This is a genomic window from Pediococcus pentosaceus ATCC 25745 (assembly GCF_000014505.1).
Lineage (GTDB): Bacteria > Bacillota > Bacilli > Lactobacillales > Lactobacillaceae > Pediococcus > Pediococcus pentosaceus.
This window is the reverse complement of sequence record NC_008525.1, coordinates 702,570-719,345: the sequence shown is the minus strand read 5'-3', so window position 1 is coordinate 719,345 and position 16,776 is coordinate 702,570. Positions and strand designations below refer to the sequence as shown.

14 protein-coding genes and 1 tRNA gene are annotated in these 16,776 nt (G+C 36.0%); 3 read left to right on the top strand and 12 right to left on the bottom strand.

Annotated features, from left to right (window positions below; all coding sequences use genetic code 11):
* Positions 1 to 2 precede the first annotated feature (2 nt).
* Positions 3 to 890: a peptidylprolyl isomerase PrsA gene (locus PEPE_RS03315; RefSeq protein ID WP_011673201.1), complete on the top strand. Its 888-nt coding sequence runs from the start codon at positions 3 to 5 to the stop codon at positions 888 to 890.
* Between the two features lie 40 nt (positions 891 to 930).
* On the opposite strand, the gene PEPE_RS03310 is transcribed toward PEPE_RS03315, so the two are convergent.
* The 9 genes from PEPE_RS03310 to PEPE_RS03270 all read right to left on the bottom strand — a co-directional run bounded on the left by PEPE_RS03310 (position 931) and on the right by PEPE_RS03270 (position 12,674).
* Positions 931 to 1,878 (bottom strand): 3'-5' exoribonuclease YhaM family protein, encoded by a 948-nt coding sequence (locus tag PEPE_RS03310; protein ID WP_011673200.1) that lies wholly within the window; start codon positions 1,876 to 1,878, stop codon positions 931 to 933.
* A 14-nt stretch (positions 1,879 to 1,892) separates the two neighbouring features.
* Positions 1,893 to 4,469: an ATP-binding protein gene (locus PEPE_RS03305; protein ID WP_011673199.1), complete on the bottom strand. Its 2,577-nt coding sequence runs from the start codon at positions 4,467 to 4,469 to the stop codon at positions 1,893 to 1,895.
* Positions 4,459 to 5,682 (bottom strand): metallophosphoesterase family protein, encoded by a 1,224-nt coding sequence (locus PEPE_RS03300; RefSeq protein ID WP_011673198.1) that lies wholly within the window; start codon positions 5,680 to 5,682, stop codon positions 4,459 to 4,461. Before PEPE_RS03300 ends, PEPE_RS03305 begins: the two co-directional genes overlap by 11 nt.
* A 114-nt stretch (positions 5,683 to 5,796) precedes the next feature.
* Entirely contained in the window at positions 5,797 to 6,141 is a 345-nt protein-coding gene (locus tag PEPE_RS03295; protein ID WP_002833772.1) for a YlbF family regulator, read from the bottom strand.
* Positions 6,142 to 6,205: 64 nt separating this feature from the next.
* A complete protein-coding gene (locus PEPE_RS03290; RefSeq protein ID WP_041526990.1) occupies positions 6,206 to 8,353 on the bottom strand; it encodes a PBP1A family penicillin-binding protein in 2,148 nt (715 codons plus the stop codon).
* Positions 8,354 to 8,461: 108 nt separating this feature from the next.
* Positions 8,462 to 8,920, bottom strand: a complete 459-nt coding sequence (locus tag PEPE_RS03285; protein ID WP_011673196.1) for an arginine repressor — start codon at positions 8,918 to 8,920, stop codon at positions 8,462 to 8,464.
* Between the two features lie 22 nt (positions 8,921 to 8,942).
* Positions 8,943 to 9,614: a Crp/Fnr family transcriptional regulator gene (locus PEPE_RS03280; protein WP_011673195.1), complete on the bottom strand. Its 672-nt coding sequence runs from the start codon at positions 9,612 to 9,614 to the stop codon at positions 8,943 to 8,945.
* Between the two features lie 265 nt (positions 9,615 to 9,879).
* On the bottom strand, positions 9,880 to 11,568 hold the full coding sequence (argS, locus tag PEPE_RS03275; protein WP_011673194.1) for an arginine--tRNA ligase: 1,689 nt from the start codon (positions 11,566 to 11,568) through the stop codon (positions 9,880 to 9,882).
* Between the two features lie 260 nt (positions 11,569 to 11,828).
* On the bottom strand, positions 11,829 to 12,674 hold the full coding sequence (locus PEPE_RS03270; protein WP_011673193.1) for an aldo/keto reductase: 846 nt from the start codon (positions 12,672 to 12,674) through the stop codon (positions 11,829 to 11,831).
* Positions 12,675 to 12,882: 208 nt separating this feature from the next.
* On the opposite strand from PEPE_RS03270, the gene PEPE_RS03265 reads away from it, so the two are divergent.
* Positions 12,883 to 13,695 carry a Cof-type HAD-IIB family hydrolase gene (locus PEPE_RS03265; RefSeq protein WP_002833766.1) on the top strand — a complete coding sequence of 271 codons (813 nt, stop codon included), beginning with the start codon at positions 12,883 to 12,885 and terminating at the stop codon, positions 13,693 to 13,695.
* A 77-nt stretch (positions 13,696 to 13,772) separates the two neighbouring features.
* Complete coding sequence (locus PEPE_RS03260) at positions 13,773 to 14,057, top strand: hypothetical protein (RefSeq protein WP_002833765.1); 285 nt, start codon at positions 13,773 to 13,775, stop codon at positions 14,055 to 14,057.
* A gap of 77 nt (positions 14,058 to 14,134) precedes the next feature.
* Here the strand turns inward: PEPE_RS03260 and PEPE_RS03255 are convergent.
* The 3 genes from PEPE_RS03255 to PEPE_RS03245 all read right to left on the bottom strand — a co-directional run bounded on the left by PEPE_RS03255 (position 14,135) and on the right by PEPE_RS03245 (position 16,722).
* A tRNA-Gly gene (locus PEPE_RS03255) sits at positions 14,135 to 14,205 on the bottom strand.
* 127 nt (positions 14,206 to 14,332) lie between these two features.
* Complete coding sequence (locus PEPE_RS03250; RefSeq protein ID WP_002833764.1) at positions 14,333 to 15,778, bottom strand: amino acid permease; 1,446 nt, start codon at positions 15,776 to 15,778, stop codon at positions 14,333 to 14,335.
* A 131-nt stretch (positions 15,779 to 15,909) separates the two neighbouring features.
* Positions 15,910 to 16,722 (bottom strand): DNA/RNA non-specific endonuclease, encoded by an 813-nt coding sequence (locus tag PEPE_RS03245; RefSeq protein WP_011673192.1) that lies wholly within the window; start codon positions 16,720 to 16,722, stop codon positions 15,910 to 15,912.
* Positions 16,723 to 16,776: the final 54 nt, after the last annotated feature.

The window sequence follows — 16,776 nt, the reverse complement described above, 5'->3', positions numbered from 1 at the left end:
TAATGAAAAAAGTTTTAATTGGTTTTGCCAGTATTGCAATGGCATTTACCTTAGCAGCATGTGGAAATAAGACGGTTGCTACAACATCGGGTGGTAAAATCACTCAAGACGAATACTACAGCAGCTTGAAGAACACCACTAGTGGTAAGCAAGTTCTTCAAGAAATGATCGTCAACAAAGTTTTAGAAAAACAATATGGTGATAAAGTTTCTAAAAAGACGGTTACTAAGCAATACAACTCATACAAGGATCAATATGGATCATCATTTAAGAGCATCCTTTCATCTAATGGTATGACAACTTCTTCTTTGAAGACTCAGATTCGTTCTAATCTGCTATTGAAAGAAGCCGTTAAAGCTAACGATAAGATTTCAAATGCAGACCTTAAGAAAGAATGGAAATCTTATGAACCAAAGGTTACAGTGGCTCAGATTTTAGTTTCTAAGAAATCAACTGCTGAAGATATTATCAAGAAGCTTAACGATGGTGGAGATTTCACTAAACTTGCTAAGCAATATTCAACTGATTCTTCAACTAAGAATAAGGGTGGTAAAATTGCTGCCTTTGATGACACAAACTCAACACTGGACTCTTCTTTCAAGAAAGCTGCATTCAAGCTTGATGAAGGTAAATATACAACTACACCAGTTAAAACTGAATATGGTTACCAAGTGATTAAGATGATTAACAAACCATCTAAGGGTAAGATGTCTGACCATACTAAAGAACTTAAAGAACGTATCTGGAATGCAGATATGAGCGATAGCACAACCTTACGTAGTGTAATCACTAAAGTTCTTAAGAAGGGTAACGTAACTATTAAGGACAAAGACCTTAAGAACGTTCTTGACGATTACCTTGGTAGCTCTGCTAGCTCAAGTACTAAATAATGCTAAATAAAAAAGATGAACGATTTCTCGTTCATCTTTTTTATTTGCTTTCTGGTTTATAAAAATTACGTCCATCCATACCAAAAATTCGTTCACTGAAAGCTCCAGGTTGTGTATTTTTCAAAGCTCCAGATACCATTTGAATTTCAGCATCAAGTTCGTCCAATGCGTGTAAAATAACTGCTTCCAGCATGTGCGGTTCAACTGGTGAACCATATTCTTTCAAACCATGATGAGCAACAATCATATGTCTTAATACCACCATTGATTCAGAGCTCGGATCAATTTTTAAATCCTTAGCTGCTTCCACAATCTCCTCGTCGACAATGACAATGTGCCCCAACAAATTGCCTTCAACCGTATACTGAGTTGCAATGGGCCCTGATAATTCAATCGTTTTACCTAGATCATGTAGGATGGCTCCCGCAATTAATAAAGATTGATCTACTTGTTCATATTGAGCAGCAACCGACTTAGCTAAATTAACAATTGAAAGCGTGTGGAAAGCCAAACCACCCTCAAAAGCATGATGGTTAGTTTTAGCTGCTGGAAAACTGAAAAATTCGCGGTCATACTTCTTCAATAAATATCTAACCACTCGATTCCAATCTGGATTGTTGATTTCAAACATCAATTGCGTAAATTCTTCTCGCAATTTTTCAGCTGAAACCGGTCCTTTTTCAGTATAAGCAGTAGGATCATTTGGTTCCTCATCGGTAGCTAAACGCATCGCCATAATCTTTACTTGTGGAGCATTCTTATAAGTTTCTCTTTTTCCTCTTAGAAGAACTACTCGCCCAGGTTGGAAATTTTTAAAATCTTCTTCCTTAGCATCCCAGCAGTTTCCGTGAATGTCTCCAGATCGATCTTGAAACTTCATCGAAATAAAATCTTTTCCAGCTTTGGTCACCCGCTTTTCCGCAGATTTGATTAAGACAAATAATTCCATTTCTTCATCATTTTGAAATTCGGTTATTTTTTTCGTCAAAATATCTCCCCCTTTTATTTTTCATTTAAATTAATAATTTTTTGGTCATCAATTAAGTCGTAAACTTCTTTCTTGGCAGAAAAATAAATAACTTGAGTTTGTTCTGCAATTTTGTTTAATAAACTAAAGGCTTGTCGTAAACGAACATCATCGAACGCTACAAAAGCATCGTCAATGATAATTGGTAATCTTACCGTATCCGCAAAAGCTTGCATAAAGGCAAATCGAATTGAAATATAAAGCTGTTCCATCGTACCTTTTGACAGCTCACCAATTTCAAATACATTTCCAGTTTCATCCGTTACATTAATCATATCATCTTTATCAAATTCAATTTTTTGGTAACGCTGATTAGTTATCTGTCTAAAGTACTCATTTGCCTTATCAAGGATTACCGGTAAACGTCCCTTAGTTGCCACCCCTAGTGTTTGATCGACCCATTCAGCACCTAGCTGCAAAGTTAACCATTCTGAAACCAGATCTTTAATTTCGGTTTCTTGTTCTGATAGTAACTGTTGTTCAGCTAGGATGTCTACACTACTCTTAAGACCCGTAAGTTCACCTAGTTGATTAGCACGTTGGTCTAAAATATCTTGCTCAGCTTGTTTAAACTCGGCCAGCTTTTGTTCCTGTTCGTTTTGAAGTTGCTGCAATTTTGTTAAATCTGCATATTGTTGTAGTTGGTCAAAAAACTTAACTTGGTTAGATTCCAATAAAGTATTTAATCTTAAGTTTAAATGTTGGGCTGTTCTAACTTGCTTAAGCCAATCATCAAAATCAGCATTAATTTCAGGTCCATTAAGCTGTTTAAATTGAATTCGCAATTTATCTAACTCGGTACGCCGTTCCGCCACATTTTTATTAAGTAATTGACGCTGTTGGCTGATACTTTGTTGCTTTCGATCTTGCTCAACCATTCCATTTACCTGATCGATCAAAGTTTGTAGAGCTTCTTTTCGATGTTCATCCACTGGGAGAATTCCATCGCTGAATTCCCAAAAAGTGCCAAGCTGTTCTTCGATTTGGGTTAAGTGTCCCTTTAATTCGCTCATTTCATTAACCAAATGCTGGTAGTTCAACAAGTTAGATTGTAATGCTACCCAATCTTCCACTGGAAATGCGTTAAAGCTTGTTTTATCACCAATTTGCTTGATTGCAGTTTTAATTTGCTCAGCTTCGGTTTCATCCCGCTTCAAAACATCTTCTAAATTCTCTTCATTAGGTGTAACGTTGTCTGCTGATTTAGCATGGGTTAAACCATATCCACCACCAATAATTATTGCTAGCAAGATCAACTTAAATAACCAGTTTAATGGGATTAAAAAATCAATTACGACCAGTACCGCGGCTGCGCCAATTACTACATTGGAATTAGAATTCGTATGTGTTGAACGACTTCCCGTAGTTTCTAACATTTGTGTTTTAAGTTGATTAATATCCGCATTCTTACGTTTCTGCTTTAACAATAAGTCCTTTAATTCAACAAATTGACCTTCTGGCATGGGTTTAAGATTACCAAGGTCAACTTGATACTGCGCTTGAATTTCTTCAAGTTGTTGGTTCAATCGATTGAATCTATGTTTCAAGTCCTCTAACTGACCATAATTCAATTTTACTTCTGGTAGCTTACTTTGTAGTTCGTCTAATTTAGTTATATCAATTACATTGTTTTTCTCATTTGGTAAATCCTCTAGCTGACTTTGTAAATTACGAAGTTCATTCTGATTTTCACGTATCTGGTTGGCTAAAACTTCCAACTGATTCAAATCTAAATTCAAGTATGCTTCGGGGATATCTTGCAGCTTTTGCTTTAAATCTAATGTTTCTGAATATGTAGGCCACGTATTAATCAGATTATTGGTTTCAGTAATTTTAGTATTTAATTTTGCAATCTCCGATCGAACTTGCTGCAACTTTTGTTGACTGGCTTCTTCTAAGTCTTTCGTTACCTGATAATCTGGTAGTTTGGCCTTATCAGCTTGAAGCTGATCAACAGCTTCTTTATATTGCTTGATTTTAAGATCTAGGTCTCGTTTTCGAGAACTGGCAGTATGAAGCTTATCCGCTTCCTTTTTTAAGTCGTTTTCGAGCTTAATCCACTCATCACTTCCGACTGCGCCCATTCGCAGAATATGTCTTCGTAAATCATCCCGGTTGCCTAAATCATTGAAGTCGTCCAAATCACTCTGGTTAAATCCCAGCAACCGTTCGTAAGCATTTTGGTCAATGGGGCCAAGCATCTCTGTTAAAAATTCTGGATTCATTTCGAGTCCATCATCCATATTTTTAACATTTACTTTCCCACCATTTTTACCTTTAATTCGCTCGATTTGGTAAGTTTTTCCTTGATATTCTACTACCAAATTGCCACCGTACCCTGCTGCACCTTGTGCTTTTTTAGGTACATATTGTAAATACTTATGATTACCACGTCCACCAGCAAAACCAAATAGAATACTATAAATAAATTGTCTTAGCGTTGATTTACCAGCTTCATTCAAACCATAAAAAACTTGCAAATCTTGTTTCAAATCGAAAATAACGTTATTCCATTTTCCAAATCCATAAATCTCAATCTTATTAATTTTCATCGCGTTCGTCTCCAAGAGCATTCCGTTGTTTCAACATTAGTTCAACTTGGTCTTTCAACGGGTTAAGTTCTAAATCATTTCCATAGGTTTCTGCTATAAAATCAAGTTCCATTAACCTGCCGAGCTTTTCTTGAACTTTTTTTTCGTTAAAAACATTGGCGGTCGCTTTTTCCCAGTATGCTTGGTCTAATTCTGAAAAAATCCGAATATTATTATTAACCTTCAAAGAAATTCGATAAACCCAAAATACCTCTTGGTCTAACTGTTTTTGAATTTGAGTTAAAACAATTCCGCTGGTAAGTTCATCTAAAATTTCTGGTGTTAAAACATTACTATTCTGTAGGTTAATATTAACTAATTTAAGTTGTTGCGCTGCTAAAGGTTCGACCGCTTGAATGATCGCTGAAATAATTTGTTGTAAATCCATCCCTTTTTGCGCTTGAACTGCTACATTAGTCCATTCTACAACATCGGTTCTTAAGAATTGGACGTCAGTTTGCTTTTGTTGGTTAATGGTAACTAGACTTATCCCACGGGGTCCAGGTTCATTAATATGACGTCCCTGAGTATTTCCCGCATAGGCAATGACCGGCATATCATTTAAAGTTTGTCGCTTATGAATATGCCCTAATGCCCAATAGTCATAGTTTTTAGCTAACAATTGTGAAATTGTAAAAGGTGCGTAGTGGGCTTCGCTCGATTTTAGACCGTCCATACTTCCATGCAACATTCCAATTTGGAAATCAGCTTGATTACTTTTACTAGGATATTCCTCAATCCGAGCATTAATTTCTGCGCGTTTATTATAACTAAAGCCTGTTATATCCACCGTTGATCCATCTACCAACGTTATTTGTTTGGTTTCAACTTTTTCTCCAAAAATACTTACGTTATCCGGAAAAATTACTCCAGGTATTTTAGCATTAAGATAATCATGATTTCCATAACTTAGAAATACTGGGATATTTGCAGCATTTAAAATTTCTAGTTGATCGATGGCAAGGTTTAAAGTTTCCAAATCCGGTTCCGGATTATCAAATAAATCCCCCGCAATGCAGACAAAGTCCACTGTATTTTCAATGGCTGCCTGAACCAAGTTTTTCATGGCCACTCCGGTCGAACTAACCACGCGTTTACGGATGTTAGCCGGAATATTTTTTAATCCTTGAAACGGACTCCCTAAATGGATATCAGCCGCATGAATAAATTTCATATTTTTCCTCTACTTTCCCAGAAACTAAAAAATGGGACTGCGACATTTTTTGTCTTACAGTCCCAATTTTTTATAGCACAGCGTCATAACAAAAAGATTGTCACGTGCAATTAATTAGTTTTTGTATAATTCTTGGATTGGTTTAACGATGATTTGACTAACATCGCTAAATAATTGGTTCATATTACGTTCTTTATCCATTAAATCCTTAATCAAATCTACTTTTTCAATTTGATCTGCAATTTCATGAACATTTTTGATTTCTTCTTCGGTTAGTTCTTCACCGTTCATTTGTTTTTGTTGAAGATTACTCTGAACATCCTGAAATTTGCTATACAACGCACTAGCATGTTCATCTTTTCGTACTTCAGCAAAAGCTTCTTGCAAGCTCTTATACTCACTTGTTTGGCGAATTTCTTGTTCCATTTGGTTTGCAGTATCATAAATGTTTACAGCCATAGTACGCCTCCTCTGAAATTAACATCTTAATTATATCATTTAGGCCTTGTTTTTAATATAAAAATCAATTCCCGGTAATGAACTTTTTAGCTTCGTTGAAGAATTCTCCCGCTTTCTCTTTGACCCCACTAGCTCCTCGAGAAATACTATCTGTGATGGAAGAAGTTCCGTCTTCAATATTGTCCCAAACGTTTGATGTAACATTGTTTCCACTATTAGCTAGAGTAGAAGCTGATTTAACGTCAAATGAAGTACCTTTCGTATTTGGTAAAATGGCACTCATTTCACTCTTGAACATACTATTCATGCCGACTCCCGTAATATTTTCCAGATGATGGGTCTTGTTTGTGTCATCAAACCCTTCCCAAGTAGCAACTACAACATCCTTTGTATATCCTACCATCCATTTGTCACGGGTTGCATCTGATGGACTAGTTCCTGTATCTGCTTCAGTACTACCTGTTTTACCAGCAATTGTATAACCAAAAGGTTCTGCCCCATAACCTGTGCCAGAACTGTCACCATAAACACCTAACATCATACTGGTCATTTCTTTAGCGACCTTTTTTGAAATAACTCGTTTGGATTCCGTGGTGTTATTTACGATCGTATTTCCAGAAGCATCTACAATTTTGCGAATAAATCCAGTCTTCGACAACGTTCCATTATTAGCAAATGCAGTATAAGCAGAAGCTAGTTGAATTGGCGATACACCATTCGTCAATCCACCAAGAGCCATCGCTAGGTTCTTATCATCTTTGCTTGGGTTTAAGCCGAATTTCTTGGTGTAATCGTAACCCTTATCTACACCAATTTTATTTAATAACCATACCGCAGGCGCATTTTTACTTTGTTCAAGTGCTTGGTACATCGCAATCTTTCCTGCATATTCGTTATTGTAATTTTCAGGTTTATATTTATTAGTTCCATATGTTTGAAGTTTATCTTCTAACATAGAACTATAACTATATCCACTCGCTAAAGCTGGGGCGTAAACTGCAATAGGTTTTAAGGTTGAGCCAGGTTGGCGTTTAATCTGGGTAGCTCGGTTATAGCCTCTAAAGACATGATTACCACGACCACCAACTACCGCTTCTACACCACCATTTTTGGCATTTACTGCAACAGATGCAGCCTGTACTTTAGTACCATCTGTAGCATCAACCGGAAAATTAGCGGAGTTGTCAAAAGTATCTTGCATACCTTGCTGACTATCCTGATCCAGATACGTATAAATTTTATACCCGCGATTCATAATATCCGACTCCGTCAATCCATACTCGCTAATGGCTTCATCGATTACTGCATCAAAGTAGTATGGATACTTATAACCGTCCTCACTATTGTAATTATCACTGGTTGAGATAGCTGTTTGAGCATAGGATTTGGCGTCGGCCTTGGATATCTTACCGGTTTCCGCCATCAAACTTAAAACTACATTACGGCGTGAAAAGGCATTTTTTGGATGATCGATCGGATTATAGCCACTCGGATTAGTCAGCATCCCTGCCAAGGTTGCCGCTTGGGGAACCGATAGTTCCGAAGCACTGACCCCGAAATACCTCTCAGCAGCATCCTGTACTCCCCAAACCCCATTTCCAAAATAGGCGTTATTCAAGTACATTGCTAAGATATCTTTTTTTGAATAAACATTTTCAACTTCAATTGATAAAAATAACTCTTTAGCCTTTCTAGTAAAGGTCTGTTGCTGTGATAGAAAGGCATTTTTTACTAATTGTTGGGTTAAAGTACTTCCCCCACCAGATATATAATCTCGACCAAGTAATTTATTGACCCCGTACATCACAAACGCTCTACCGATTCCCTTAATTGAAAAACCATATTCCTTATAAAAGTTTCGGTCTTCCGTCGCAATTACGGCATTTTGAACGTTAGGTGAGATATTATCTAGATTTGTCCAGGTTCCTTTTTGAGAATATAAACTTCCAGCTTTAGCATTATTTTTATCATAAACTAAAGTAGGCTGGGATAAAGCTGCTTTTAAATTTTTTACATTAGCAGTCTTCGCTTGATAAGTTAAAATCGCACTTGAGAAAAATACAACTGCTAAAACTACTACAATAATCCATCGCGTAAGCTGATATCTGTGCCAGTACTTATGGATGAACGGGTGAATTTTATCCCACACGGGTTTTAAAAATGCACCAATCTTTTGTAAGAATGCTTTAATCGCACTCCCTATTTTTTTCATATTCATACATTTACCTCGTTGCTGATTACGATACTTTAATAGTTTATCATATCAATGTTATTCTACCGAGGTTGATTGCCCTTTTTAACTTCGTCTTAATAACCTATTTTATTCTAAAAATGATTTTAACTTCTGATGCAAAGCTTCGGCCGCTTCAGCATCTGCGCTAAATACCACCAGTGTATCATACCCGGCTAATGTTCCCTTAACTCCATCAATTTCTGCGTCATCGATTACCGCTGCTACCCGACTACCGTCATTTGGATCAGTTTGGATAATATTAATAAATTGTACTTGTGTAATACCATTTACACTTTCCTTAAAAATATCGCGAACGGGTCCACTATTATATTCAACTTGTTCTTCTGCATTTAAAACTCGATAAGCGACCTCACCTGTAATATCTGTTTTTTTAACTAGATGTAACTCTTTAATATCTCTAGATAACGTTGCTTGCGTGGTTTTAATACCAATTTCTGCTAGTGCATCAATTAATTCTAGTTGAGTTGCAATATTTTTTTTAGAAATTAAATTTAATATTTTTTTCTGACGTAATTCTTTTTTCATATCTTCACGCTCCGCTCAATATTTATATAAACGAAATTATTTTATTATTATACAGCACTTTCTTTTCTTCTTTCATTGCTTTAATTACCGATCCGGCAGTTTCACTCGTAGTGGCACTCAAAACCGCCAAATCTTTCAAAAATATTTTAAAAGGTACCTTCTTAACAGTACCATGCGTCTGCGCATAGTCTTCATTTAAATAATCTAATACCTGACGCACCCGTTGAGCTGCGCTAGAACACGTTGTTTTTTCTAATAGTTTTTCTGAACGGTGAAGGCGGTGCTCCATCCGTCTCATAAATGCCATCGTAAAAGCGTAATGATGAACAATAATTTTACGCATCTCTTTGATGGGTAAAATGTAAACTTCTGAGGTACACATTGCAACTGCATTATAGCAATATTTTCGGCCTTGCAAGATCCCTCGCAGTGGAAAAACCATCTGCGGAACGATATATGAGACAGAAGTCATGTCCCCTTCTAGATTCATCGAAAACAATTTAACGTGTCCCTCCTTCATCAAAAATACATATTCAAATTCATCCTCCTGATCAAAAATCCACTGTCCTTGGCGAATTTTTTTCTTTCTGATCACCTGACTCAATCGTGTAATTTCCGAACTAGGTAAGTTAGCAAAATCTGATTGTCCTTCTAAGAAACTCTTAACCTCTAACTCCAACTGATTATTTACCATGTTTAAATTCCTCCAAATAAGTTTGATTTTGATGATGTAAACAGTCTAACGGAATCAAAAACAGAATTTAATATGTAATTTTTAGTCCAAATCGTGTAGTTTAGGTCCAAAAAGGTGTAGTTCATTTGTAAAGCGCTATCTTGATTAAAATTATGAGTATTTTATGAGAAAATAAAAAACCGGTCCAAAAAACATCATTTTGAACGCGGTCCTCATTTATAAATTACGAAATATTCACTTTTTTATTTTAAAATTAGTTCAGTTATTACATTTCGTCAGGAGCTTTTACTCCTAATAGGCGTAAGGATTCTTCTAGTACAATACTTACACTCTTAACCAATGCTAAACGAGCTGTTTTTTCTTCATCGTCAGCCAAAATTTTAGAGTTAGCATAATATTTGTTGAAGGCCTTTGCTAAACCTAGGGCATACTTAGCGATTACCGAAGGTTCATATTGAGCAGCTGCTCGCTTCACAATATTAGGGAAATCTTGAAGAGCTTTCAAAGTATCCCAAGCTTTAGGATCCGTAATATTTAATTGAGCGAATTCTTCGACATCGCCAGCTTTTCTCAAAATACTTTCAGCACGAGCTCGACTATATTGAACGTAAGGTCCTGTTTCCCCTTCAAAACGAACAACATCTTCTAGATTGAAATCAAATGAATTAGTTCTTTCATTCTTAAGATCATGGAAGATTACCGCACCGACCCCGACTTCTTTAGCTACAGTATCTGCATTGGCTAAATCCGGGTTCTTATCGTTAATTTGTTTTTTAGCCAAACTAACCGCATCATTTAAAACTTCATCCAGCAATACAACTCGACCTGAACGAGTTGAAAGTTTTTTACCATTCAAGGTAATTAAACCAAATGGAATATGATGTACATCATCCGACCAATCGAAGCCCATTTCCTTTAAAACAGCCTTTAGTTGCTTGAAATGGTTAGTTTGTTCAGCACCAACAACATACAATGATTGGTTAAAATCATAAGTCCGGTAACGATACAAAGCAGCAGCTAAATCACGAGTAATGTAAAGGGTTGCTCCATCCGTCTTCTTAATTAATGCTGGATTTAAATTGTACTTCTCTAAGTCAACTACTTGAGCTCCTTGGCTTTCTTTAAGCAGACCCTTGTCTTCAAGAATTTGGACAATTTCATCCATCTTATCGTTGTAGAAAGCTTCACCCTTATATGAATCAAATGTAATTCCTAGTTTGTCATAAATTTGCTTAAACGATTTTAGCGATTCTTCACGGAACCATTGCCAAAGGTTCATGGCTTCTTCATCACCATCTTCAAGCTTCTTAAACCAGTCTCGAGCAATGTCGTCTAGTTCTGGTTTTTCTTGGTCTTCTTTATGGAAACGAACATAGTATTCAAGTAACTTGTTAATTGGATCTGCTTTAACTTCCTCTTCGCTACCCCAAAGCTTGTAAGCTGTGATCAACTTACCAAATTGAGTTCCCCAGTCTCCAAGATGGTTAATCTTAATTGGATTGTACCCATTTTTACTCATAATTAATGACAATGAGTTACCAATTACTGTTGACCGTAAATGTCCCATTGAGATTGGTTTAGCAATGTTAGGAGATGACATATCAATTGGAACATTTCCTTGATTACCATCGTCATTTTGACCATATTCAGCTTTTTGACTTAAAACTGTACCTAAAACTTCTGCTCCAAAAGCAGTCTTGTCAAGGAAGAAATTAATATATGGTCCAGCAACTTCAACCTTTTCAAATTGATCTTGGTCAATCTTTTCAACCAATTCACTCGCAATCATTTGTGGTGCTTTGCGCAATACCTTAGCTAAGGTAAAGGTTGGAAAGGCGTAATCACCCATCTTACTTTCCTTAGGAATTTCAATTTTTTCGTAAATTTCTGTATCAGTAAGATACTCGTTTAGTGCAGGTGCTAAAGCAGCAGCAACTTTCTTCTTATAATCCATTTTTTCCTCCATTCTGCGAAATAAAAAACGCCCCTTACATTTGTAAAAATGTAAGAGACGAGATTTCCCGCGGTACCACTCTAATTGATTAAATAATCCACTTATTTATTAAATTAGCATCCATAAGGTCACGCCTTCAACTTTACCTTATATCTGACTCACACCAACTCAGACTCGCTTAGATAAGATTAAAGCCTACTACTACCCTACTAATTACCGATTCATTATATCAGACTCTTCTATGAAGTTCCACTACTTAATTATAATTGTTCTAGTGCATTAAATTCAGCATCTGAAAGTGTAATGTAAGCTGCTTGGATATTACTTTCAAAATGTTGAATGTTAGATGTTCCTGGAATTGGCAAAATCACATCTGATTTTTGCAACAGCCACGCTAATGCAATTTGGCTTGGCGTAGCAAGATGATTATTGGCAATTTGAGATAAAATCCCATGTTCTTCTTGAGCTAATCTACCAGTCGCCAGTGGGAACCAAGGAATAAATGCCATGTGGTTTTCTTCTGCATATTGAAGAACATCTTCATTATCACGCTCAATTAAATTGTAGCGATTTTGGACGGATGCAATTTTAGCAACAGCTTGAGCCCGTTTGATTTGTTCTACGGTTACTTGACTTAAGCCGATATGACGAATTTTACCTTCTTTTTGCATATCTGCTAAAACACCAACTTGTTCTTCAATTGGAAAACGAGGATCAACTCGATGCAACTGCATTAAGTCGATACTATCAAGCCCAAGTGTACGTAAATTTAACTCTACTTGTTGTCTTAAATAATCTGGATCACCCACTACAGACCATTGATTAGGGCCTGGACGCGTGAAACCAACTTTACTAGCAATTAGCTTATGCGGTCCTTGATAATCCTTTAGAGCCGCTTTTATATATAAATTAGCGTAAAAAGGCCCGTATGAGTCTGCTGTATCAATAAAATTGACATCGCTATTTAAAACTGCTTTTGCCACCGCGACTGCATTTTCTTCATCCGTACTTGGTCCCCAAACTCCTGTACCAGGTAATTGCATCGCTCCAAAACCTAAACGATTTACTTCTAGTTCGCTATCAAATTCAAATGTTTGCTTAGTCATTTTAGCCCTCCGAAATGTTTACTATCCTCTATTATAACTGGTTTTTTGAAAAAAATTTTGAAAATTTCATTTGTATATAAAAAATTTATTTTCTTTTCGTCAAATCCGAATCTTATTTTTGGAAAATGTTCCTAACATAAAAAACGCCACTATCAACTTTATATCTCTATACTTATACATAGATAAAACTTAGAAAGTAGGACTACTTATGACTCCCAAATTAATTGCTATTGATGTAGATGATACCCTGTTAAATTCAAATATCGTACTATTACCATCCACCAAAGATATCATTGCTAAGTGTCTTCAAAACCACCTTAAAGTCGTGCTCTGTTCAGGGCGTCCCCTCGCTGGTGTAAAGCCTTTCTTAAATGAATTGGGTATTACCGCAGACGACCAATACGTCATCACTTATAACGGTTCTGTAATCGAATCTGTGACTGGTGAAGTAATTGCAAGTCATGAACTTTCCAACTCAGTTTATCGAGCAATGGATGAATTTTCTCGAAAATATCACGTTGCTTATAACGTACTGGATCGTGACAGCAATATCTACACCAGTAACCTTGAAGTCAATCGTTTTACGGTTGTCCAGGCTTGGGAAAATAAAGCTGGCTTATTAATTAAAACTCCTGATCAACTTCCTGCTGATTTTACCATTACTAAGGGCATTTTTGTTGGTGAAACAGCAGAGTTAAATCAAGTAGAAGAAGCTGTTCATGCTGCCTTTGATGATCAATGTTATGTGGTTCGAGCAGCCGATAATTTTCTTGAAGTTATGCATAAAAATGTAAATAAAGGGGCGGCTCTCAAAACTCTCTCCGAAAAATTAGGTATTCACCCTGAAGAAATCATTGCATTTGGTGATGAGCAAAACGATATCCCGATGTTTGATTTTGTTGGTACGGCCGTTGCCATGGAGAATGGTTCCGATTTAGCCAAATCTCATGCTGATATGATTACCAGTTCTAATGACGCTGATGGCATTAAAAACGCCCTCGAAAAATTAATTTTTAAATAAAATTAACACGGTTTATTTTTTCGATAGTGTTATAATGCAGGCGAGCAATTATATTTAACTAGAAAGGATTGATCGCTATGATTACAAGTACTGGTGATTTAAAAAAAAGGATTAACGCAAAGACTCCTAAAATTATTGTCTCAAAAGCCCTACTCTCCAAAAATAAATCTAACGACGCGAATGCGCCTTGGGTTGACGTTGGGTTTGCTGGATTAGCGGGCATCATCAGTACTGCATCCCTTTTCTTGATGTCCTTTCTATCTCAAAAATGGAAAGCAGCTTACGTTCAAAAGAAACTGTATTACCGATATTCTGCTATTTTAGAAGATGAGGATACAGTTACTTTCAACCTTAAAAAATAACTTATAATAAAAACCCTGCTATCTTTAGTTGATAGTAGGGTTTCTTGTTTAAATAAATCTATTTTGTTTTTCAGTGAAGCGAATGACGGGAATCGAACCCGCGACACAAGCTTGGGAAGCTTGAATTTTACCACTAAACTACATTCGCATATGAGTTAATTTTAGTTCAAAAAAATTGAATTGTAAAGTTGAATCATAAAAAAAGAGAAACCCAACTCCGCCACGAGTTGGATTTCCCTTTCTCATTCTCTAATATAAAATTAAAAATTTCAGTCCTAATCTAACTTATTCTGATTTCGCCGTGCAATAACCGGTAAAATCAATCCTAAAATAATTAATGCAAATGGTGTGATAATATTAAGCGCTAATTGGAACCACCAGCTAGTTGGATTAGCTGCAAAATCAGCCTTTGGAATAACTCCTAAAATACATGCAAAAGCTGTGAAAATAAAGCACCATAGTCCAAAGCCAAAACCAATCTTAGTATTTTTAACAAATACGTAATCAGATTTATAATTATTAATTTGTTTCATCAATAACATGTAGGCCACAAATACCCAAAGGTACCGCATTGGCATAACAATTGAGTTTAAATTCATTAACCAATTATACAAATCATTCATTCCGCCAATTCCTAAGGCTGGCACAATAATAATAATTGAAACTAAAATTGCAGTTAATTTGTAACCATTATAAGCAATTCCTTTAGCATTTTTTCTAGTAAGAAATGCTGGCACATAATTACTATCCGCATCATTTAACAAAATTCGTAGTGGTGCATCGATCGAAATCGCTAAAGCTGCCGAATTAGCCAAGATATTAGCAAAGGCGTAAATCCAAGTTAATGTATTACCAACGTGGAATTGATTACCCAAAATTTGGAAAGCCGTATAAGAACCATTGGCCATCAAGTCATTAGGAATATGTTGTGCATCAAAAATCATTCCCATCGCAAAAGAACCTAAAATTGCTGATATAGCCACCATGATTGCCAACAAAATCATTCCCAACGGAAATTCTTTAGCTGGATTTCTGGTTTTGTTAACGTATGGTGAAATTTTTTCTGCACCACCAACCGCAAAAACTAGCATTGAAATCGTTGTAAAGTAATTAAAATTAAATTTTGGCATATATGTACTAAATTGATCCATGTGAGCTGTGGCAATAGCTGAATGCGTGATAAATGGCGCTGAAATTCCTAAAATAATGAATAAAATTGACATGATAAACATCGCAATTCCAGCAATACTCCCAATTCGGTTCAGAGTTGTCACTCCTTTGGAAGCCATCCAAACAAATGCTAAAAAGATTATCAAACTTAATCCTTGAACAACATAAGATGGAGTTTGATTAACGAAACTACCGTTGTTTTTGAACATCCAGCTAAAACCAATCAAAATAGTTTGTGGCTTTTGGGCTAAGTATGGTACATGGACCACCCAGTATGTCCAAGCCGCAAAATAAGCCAGACGGCTATTGGAAAGTTCCTTCATCCATGACGATACACCACCCTCAGCTTCTCTAAAGGTAGAACCTAGTTGACCTACCATCAAGGTATACGGAATAAAATATAATAGCATTATTAATATCCATGAAACAATAACAACTAAACCTTGATTAGCAAAATTATTTACAACGTTGTTAAGACCCCAAACTGCTGTAAATGAAATCAGTGCGATATTAAACCATCTAAAGCTTCGATTATCTTTCGAATTTTCCATTAACGTCTCCCCCTAACGTAAAGTAAGCGATATCATATAGATTTATGTTTTTAGTATATATCTTCCACTCCAATTTAAAAAGTTTAACGTAATAAAAAAACGATTAATCATATCGATTAATCGTTTAATCTTTAATTTGCTCTTACTGTCATACTACGATCCACTCGTGATCGTCCGGTTGCATAATCAAATTGAACCCCTGGTTGTACATTCCAAACAAAAACGTTAAAATTTAACGATCCATCTGTTGCAATAGCTTCCGCATGGTAGCCAGTTGGCATTAATCCATTTCCTTTAAAAACAGTCGAAACGCGGTAAATAACCTTTTTATTCTTAGCTAATGCATCCCGTACCCGTTCCTCAAAAATTTGCATAGTCTGCTGATTACTGTATGCTGTTTGAGTAGCTAGATTTTTGGGATTATCTAATGATCCTAATTCATGAGCATTGAAATTCCCATTTTGATCAAATTTACCAGTAATTGAATATGCTAGTAAATGGCCTCGGTTCTGAATTTCAGTTGTTTTACCGTTAATGGTTAAACGTTTTTGATGCCAACCAGTTGGATTCCAAGTCTGACTGGTTCTGGTATTCGACTTAACTAAGTTTACACGACTTAGATATCCCGTTGCTTGTGTCGTCCGATTCAAACGATCTAAATTACCGTAAATAATTTGGTTTTTCTTCCAATCTGCGGGATTAAGGGTACTTTTATTATTGTTAACGTAAATATAAGCTGTTCCACCGGATTTAAAAGTTTGTTGAGATAATTGAGTATCCTCGACACTTTTAACCGATTTAGTCGTTTGTGGGATCCCCTGACTAGTCAGATTAGAAACAAACTGATGAATATCATTTCCTTTGAAAAAAGTTCCTAAAATGGCAATTACTAAAACAAGCCAAATACTAGTAGACTGCTTATTTTTTCTTCTTCGTTTACTCATCTCTTCCTCCAAGTTAATCATAGTAAAAAGTTGGGACAAACTGGTTTAGTTTAA

Excerpts from the sequence above, each read along its gene's own strand:
- PEPE_RS03245 (WP_011673192.1), bottom strand. The coding sequence starts at position 16,722 with ATGAGTAAACGAAGAAGAAAAAATAAGCAGTCTACTAGTATTTGGCTT.
- PEPE_RS03250 (WP_002833764.1), bottom strand. The coding sequence starts at position 15,778 with ATGGAAAATTCGAAAGATAATCGAAGCTTTAGATGGTTTAATATCGCA.
- PEPE_RS03260 (WP_002833765.1), top strand. The coding sequence starts at position 13,773 with ATGATTACAAGTACTGGTGATTTAAAAAAAAGGATTAACGCAAAGACT.
- PEPE_RS03270 (WP_011673193.1), bottom strand. The coding sequence starts at position 12,674 with ATGACTAAGCAAACATTTGAATTTGATAGCGAACTAGAAGTAAATCGT.
- PEPE_RS03290 (WP_041526990.1), bottom strand. The coding sequence starts at position 8,353 with ATGAAAAAAATAGGGAGTGCGATTAAAGCATTCTTACAAAAGATTGGT.
- PEPE_RS03265 (WP_002833766.1), top strand. The coding sequence starts at position 12,883 with ATGACTCCCAAATTAATTGCTATTGATGTAGATGATACCCTGTTAAAT.
- PEPE_RS03305 (WP_011673199.1), bottom strand. The coding sequence starts at position 4,469 with ATGAAAATTAATAAGATTGAGATTTATGGATTTGGAAAATGGAATAAC.
- PEPE_RS03295 (WP_002833772.1), bottom strand. The coding sequence starts at position 6,141 with ATGGCTGTAAACATTTATGATACTGCAAACCAAATGGAACAAGAAATT.
- PEPE_RS03280 (WP_011673195.1), bottom strand. The coding sequence starts at position 9,614 with ATGGTAAATAATCAGTTGGAGTTAGAGGTTAAGAGTTTCTTAGAAGGA.
- PEPE_RS03285 (WP_011673196.1), bottom strand. The coding sequence starts at position 8,920 with ATGAAAAAAGAATTACGTCAGAAAAAAATATTAAATTTAATTTCTAAA.
- PEPE_RS03315 (WP_011673201.1), top strand. The coding sequence starts at position 3 with ATGAAAAAAGTTTTAATTGGTTTTGCCAGTATTGCAATGGCATTTACC.
- PEPE_RS03300 (WP_011673198.1), bottom strand. The coding sequence starts at position 5,682 with ATGAAATTTATTCATGCGGCTGATATCCATTTAGGGAGTCCGTTTCAA.
- argS (WP_011673194.1), bottom strand. The coding sequence starts at position 11,568 with ATGGATTATAAGAAGAAAGTTGCTGCTGCTTTAGCACCTGCACTAAAC.